2 protein-coding genes (1 of these 2 cut by a window edge) are annotated in these 6000 nt (G+C 76.6%); both read right to left on the bottom strand.

The genetic code is table 11. The features are described from left to right. The coding region (locus ACWDRR_RS30980; RefSeq protein ID WP_449775564.1) for a beta-ketoacyl synthase N-terminal-like domain-containing protein at positions 1–1149 on the bottom strand (1149 nt) is incomplete at its 3' end. Next, positions 1146–6000: the end of a type I polyketide synthase gene (locus tag ACWDRR_RS30975; protein ID WP_449775562.1), read on the bottom strand. 23771 nt of this gene lie beyond the right edge of the window; only the last 4855 of its 28626 coding nucleotides appear in the window; its start codon lies off the right edge, out of view — the gene reads right to left on this strand; its stop codon occupies positions 1146–1148. The genes ACWDRR_RS30975 and ACWDRR_RS30980, both read right to left, overlap by 4 nt.

The following is a 6000-nucleotide window of genomic DNA, read 5'->3' as shown; positions in this document are numbered from 1 at the left end:
GATGTTCGACTTGATCGAGCCCAGGTGGAGCGGCACCTCCCGGTCCTGCCCGTACGTCGCCAGCAGCGCCTGCGCCTCGATCGGGTCCCCCAGCGGCGTGCCCGTCCCGTGCCCCTCGACCGCGTCCACCTCGCCGGCCGTCAGACCCGCGTTGGCGAGCGCCTGGCGGATCACCCGTTGCTGCGAGCGGCCGTTCGGCGCGGTGAAGCCGTTGGACGCCCCGTCCTGGTTCACGGCACTGCCGCGCACCACCGCCAGCACCGGATGCCCGTTGCGCCGCGCGTCCGAGAGCCGCTCCAGCACCAGCACACCCACCCCCTCGGACCAGCCCGTGCCGTCCGCCGCCTCCGCGAACGCCTTGCACCGACCGTCCGAGGCCAGCCCGCCCTGCCGGCTGAACTCCACCAGGGAGCCGGGCGTCGACATCACGTTCACGCCGCCGGCCAGCGCGAGCGTGCACTCGCCGGACCGCAGGGACTGCGCCGCCCAGTGCAGGGCGACCAGCGAGGAGGAGCAGGCGGTGTCGACGGTGACGGCCGGGCCCTCCAGCCCCAGCTCGTAGGAGATGCGGCCGGACGCGGCACTGGCGGCGATTCCGGTGCCGATGTCCCCGGTGGCGTCGTCCAGGCCGCGCACCAGGAGGTAGGCGTAGTCCTGGCCGTTGGTGCCGACGAAGACGCCGGTCCGGCTGCCGCGCAGTGTCACCGGGTCGATGCCGGCCCGCTCGAACGCCTCCCAGGAGGTCTCCAGCAGCAGCCGTTGCTGGGGGTCCATGGTGACGGCCTCGCGCGGCGAGATGCCGAAGAAGTCGGCGTCGAAGCCGGCGACGGAGTCGAGGAAGCCGCCGCGCCGGCTGAGGGCGGTCCCGCGCTCGTCGACCCCGGCCGCCCCGAGGGCGTCGAGGTCCCAGCCGCGGTCGGCCGGGAAGCCGGACATCGCGTCGGTGCCGCTCGCCACCAGCTGCCAGAGGTCCTCCGGGGAGGCCACCCCGCCGGGGTACCGGCAGCCGATCCCGACCACGGCGATCGGCTCGGTCGCGGCGGCGACGAGACTGCGGTTCTGCCGCCTCAGCCGTTCGGCCTCCTTCATCGAGGACCGGAGGGCGTCGACAACCTTGTCGCTGGGCGTAGTCATGTGTCGCTCCGTCAGTCCTGCTCGTGGTCAGAGGTGTGCTGCAGGGCCGCCTGCACCAGGTCGTCGACGTCCATCGCGTCGATGGACTCGCCGAAGGCGTCCTCGGTCCCTTCGTCCCGGTCGCTCCCCCGGTCGGTGTCCCGGACGGTGCCCTGGGCGGCGGCCAGCTTCAGGAGCGGTTCCAGCACCCCGATCCGGCGCAGCTGCGCGACCGGGACCGCGGCGAGCAGCGACCGGATCCGCGCCCGGTCGAGCTCGTCGACCTCCTCGGGCTGCTCGTCCCGGCCGGCCGGCAGGAGTTCCCGCAGGATGTGCTCGGCCAGGTCGGCCGGTGTCGGGTGGTCGAAGACGAGCGTCGCGGCCAGGCTCAGCCCGGTGGCGGCGTTGAGCTGGTTGCGCAGCTCCACCGCCCCGAGCGAGTCGAAGCCGAGATCGCGGAACGCCTTGTCCGCGCCGACCAGGTCGGCGGTCGCGTGCCCCAGGACCTCGGCCGCCCGCAGGCGGACCAGCCGGAGCAGGACGGCGGACCGGCGGCCCTCGGAGAGCCCGGCCAGTTCCGCGCGCAGGGCGGGGCCGGCCGACGGCCCGTCGGCGTGCGCTCCGGTGCCGGGCAGCTCCGGGTGGCCGGGGAGTTCGGCCAGCAGCCGGCTGGGGCGCACGGCGGTGAAGGCGCGCAGGAACACCGCGGGTTCGACGTCGGAGACGACGGTCGTCGGTTCGCCGTCCATGACCGCCTGCCGCAGGGCCCGCACCGCGAGGTCCGGGTCGAGCGGCCGGATTCCGCTCCGCCGGGCCGCGGCGGCCGCCCGGTCGGTGGCGGCCATGCCGTCCCCGCCCCAGGCGCCCCAGGCGATCGAGGTGGCGGCCAGGCCCTGGGCCCGGCGCCGCTCGGCCAGGGCGTCCAGGACGGCGTTCGCCGCGGCGTAGCCGCCCTGTCCGGGGTTGCCGACCGCCGAGGAGGCGGAGGAGAAGAGGGCGAAGACCGCGAGGTCATGGTCCCTCGTCAGCTCGTCCAGGAGGAGCGCCGAGGCGACCTTGGCGCGGTACACCGGCTCGAAGCGGGCCGGGGTGAGGCGGTCGAGCACGGCGTCGTCGACCACGCCGGCTGCGTGCACGACGGCGGTGAGCGGCGCGTCCGCGGGGAGCGCGGCCAGCACGGCGGTGAGCGCCTCGCGGTCGGCGGCGTCGCAGGCGGCGACGGTGACCCGGGCCCCCGCGGCGGTCAGCTCGGCGTGCAGCTGCGCCGCGCCGGGGGCGGCGGGGCCCCGACGGCTGAGCAGCACCAGGTGCCGGGCGCCCTGCTCGGCGAGCCGTCGGGCGACGTGGGCGCCCAGGGCGCCGGTGCCGCCGGTGATCAGGACCGTCCCGGCCGGGACCCAGCCGGGCGCCGGCGTGCGGCCGGGGGCCGGCTGCCCCAGCCGGCGGCCGTGGACGGCGGAGGACCGCACCGCGACCTGGTCCTCCCCGTCGGGGTCCGCCAGGAAGCCGGCGAACCGGGCGGCCGAGCGCTCGTCGAGCTCCTCGGGCAGGTCGATCAGGCCGCCCCAGCGCTGCGGGTACTCCAGCGCGGCGACCCGGCCCAGGCCCCAGACGCCGGCCTGGTGCAGGCCGGCCACCGGCTCCTCGGGCGACACCGCCTGGGCGCCCCGGGTGACGCACCACAGCGGTGCGGTGATCCCGGCGTCGCCGAGCGCCTGCAGCAGGGTCGCGGTGCCGCTGACGCCCGCGGGCGCCCCGCCGGCCGCCGGTGCGGCGGGCGAGTCGTCGAGGGCGAGCAGGGACAGCACCCCGGCGAGGCCGGTGCGGCCGTCGGCCGCTCGGCGCAGCCGCTCGGCCAGTGCCTCCCGGCCGGTGGCGGCGTCCGTCTCGACGCGCACGGCGTCGGGGCCCAGGTGGGCGACGACGGCGGCGATCCACTCGCGGTCGGACCGCCCCGCCGGGGTGACGGCGAGCCACACCCCCTGCGGGGTCCCGGCCCCCGGGCGGTTCAGCGGCTTCCAGCCGATCCGCCGGCGCAGACCGTCGAGCGTGGCCTGCTCGCTGCGCCGGGTGCGCCAGTCGCGCAGGGCGGGCAGCACCTTGGCGAGCGAGTCGCTGTCCACGTCGAGCGTGCCGGCCAGGGTGTCGAAGGCCTCCTCGCGCACCGCGGACCAGAACTCCTCGTCCTCCGTCCCGGCCCCCGGGGCGGTGTCGGTCTCGGCGGCCTGCAGCCAGTAGCGCTCGTGCTGGAAGGCGTAGGTCGGCAGGTCGACCCGGCGGGCGCCGGTGCCGTCGAAGACACCGGACCAGTCCGGGTTCAGGCCGTCGACCTGCAGCCGGGCCAGCGCGGTGAGCAGGCAGGCCTCCTCGCTCCGGTCCCTGCGCAGGGCCGGCACGGCGAGCACGGTGCGGCGCGACCGCTCGGACCCGCCGTCGAGGACCTCCTGGGTAGGCGCCGTGAGCCCGCCGTCGAGGGCCTCCTGGGTCGGTGCCGTGAGCCCGCCGTCGAGGACCTCCTGGGTCAGCGCCGTGAGCCCGCCGTCCGGGCCGAGTTCGAGGAACCGGGTGACGCCGTTCGCGGCGAGCGCGCGCACGCCGTCGCCGAACCGGACGGTCTCGCGGACGTGGCGCACCCAGTACTCGGGGGCGCAGACCAGTTCGGCCGTGGCCGGCTCGCCCGTCAGGTTCGACACCAGCGGCACGCGCGGGGCGTGGTACGAGATGCCCCGGGCGACCCGTTCGAAGTCATCGAGCATCGCGTCCATGTGTACGGAGTGAAATGCATGGCTCACCCGCAAACGCCTAGTCTTGGCCCCGTCCGCCTCGAAGGCGGCGGCGATCCGCAGCACCGGTGCCTCGTCTCCGGCGATCACCACGGCCTGCGGGCCGTTCACCGCCGCCACCGACACCCGGTCGGTCAGGCGGGCGAGGACCTGCTCCTCGGTCGCCCGGACGGCGACCATCGCGCCCCCGGCGGGCAGCGCGGCCATCAGCCGGGCCCGGGCCGCCACCAGGGCGCAGGCGTCCGGGAGCGAGAACACCCCGGCCAGGTGGGCGGCGGCGATCTCGCCGACCGAGTGGCCGGCCAGGTAGTCCGGCCTGATGCCCCAGGACTCGACCAGGCGGAACAGTGCCACCCCGATCGCGAACAGGGCGGGCTGGGTGCAGCCGGTGTCGTCCAGCATGGCGGCCCGCGCCGTGCCGGCGGGCGCGAACAGCACGTCCCGCAGGGGGACGTCGAGCAGGGCGTCGAAGTACGCCAGCACCTCGTCGAGGGCCCGGCCGAACACCGGGAACCGGTCGTACAGTTCGCGGCCCGTGCCCGGGCGCTGGGAGCCCTGCCCGGAGAGCAGGAAGGCGGTGCGGCCGCGCGGGGCCGTCCGGCCCCGGACCAGGTGCGCCGAGCCGCTCCCCCGGGTGAGCGCCGTCAGGCCGCGCAGCAGGTCGCCGCGGTCGCCGGCCAGCACGGTGGCCCGGTGCTCGAAGGCCGACCGGGTGGTGGCCGCGGAGTACCCGAGGTCGGCGAGCGCCAGGTCGGGGTGGGCGGCCAGGTGGGCGACCAGCCGGCCCGCCTGGGCGCGCAGCGCCTCGGGGGTGACGGCGGACAGGGCGACTGGCAGCACGGCGGGGGTGCGCGGAGCCGGGCCGGTCCCGGGGGCGGTGTCGGTGTCGGGATCGGTCCCGGGGTCGGTCTCCGGTGCCTGTTCCAGGATCACGTGCGCGTTGGTGCCGCTGGCACCGAAGGCCGAGACCCCCGCGCGGCGCGGCCGGTCGGTCCGCGGCCACGCGGTCTCCTCGGCGAGCAGTTCGACCGCGCCCGCCGACCAGTCGACGTGCGAGGACGGCGCGTCCAGGTGCAGCGTCCCCGGCAGCACGCCGTGCCGCATCGCCATGATCATCTTGATCACGCCGGCGACGCCCGAGGCGGCCTGGGTGTGGCCGATGTTGGACTTGACCGCGCCGATCAGCAACGGACGCCCCGGGTCGCGGTCGCGGCCGTACGTGGTCAGCAGGGCCTGGGCCTCGATCGGGTCGCCGAGGGTGGTCCCGGTGCCGTGCGCCTCGACGGCGTCCACGTCCGCGGCCGAGAGCCCGGCGTTGCCCAGCGCCCGGCGGATGACGCGCTGCTGGGAGGGGCCGTTGGGCGCCGTGATGCCGTTGGACGCGCCGTCCTGGTTGATCGCGGAGCCGCGCAGCACGGCGAGCACCCGGTGCCCCTGCCGGCGGGCCCGCGAGAGCTTCTCGACGACCAGCACGCCGACGCCCTCGGACCAGCCGGTCCCGTTCGCCGAGTCCGCGAAGGGCCGGCAGCGGCCGTCGGGCGAGAGCGCGCCCATCTCCCCGAACTCGATGAAGCCCACCGGGGTGGACATCACGGTGACCCCGCCGGCCAGCGCCAGCGAGCACTCCCCGGCGCGCAGCGCCTGGGCGGCCAGGTGCAGGGCCACCAGCGAGGAGGAGCAGGCCGTGTCCACGGTCACCGAGGGCCCCTCCAGGCCCAGGGTGTAGGAGAGCCGGCCGGACAGCAGGCTGGCCGACTGGGCGGTCTGCACGTGGCCGAGCTGGCCGGCGGCGGGCCGGTAGTCGCCGCTGCCGCCGCCGATGAAGACACCGGTGCCGCCGCCGCGCAGGCCGACCGGGTCGATCCCGGCGCGTTCCAGCGCCTCCCAGGCGGCCTCAAGGACGATCCGCTGCTGCGGGTCGACCACCATCGCCTCGCGCGGCGAGACGCCGAAGAAGGCGGCGTCGAAGTCGGCCACGTCGTAGAGGAATCCGCCGTTGCGGGTGACGCTGCGGCCGCGGCCGTCGCGGTCGCCCCGGGCCAGCCGGTCGAGGTCCCAGCCGCGGTCGGTCGGGAAGGCGCCGATCGCGTCCGCCCGGGCGCGC

The sequence above is a fragment of the Kitasatospora sp. NPDC003701 genome (assembly GCF_053587085.1).
This window is presented reverse-complemented; position numbering and strand designations above follow the sequence as displayed.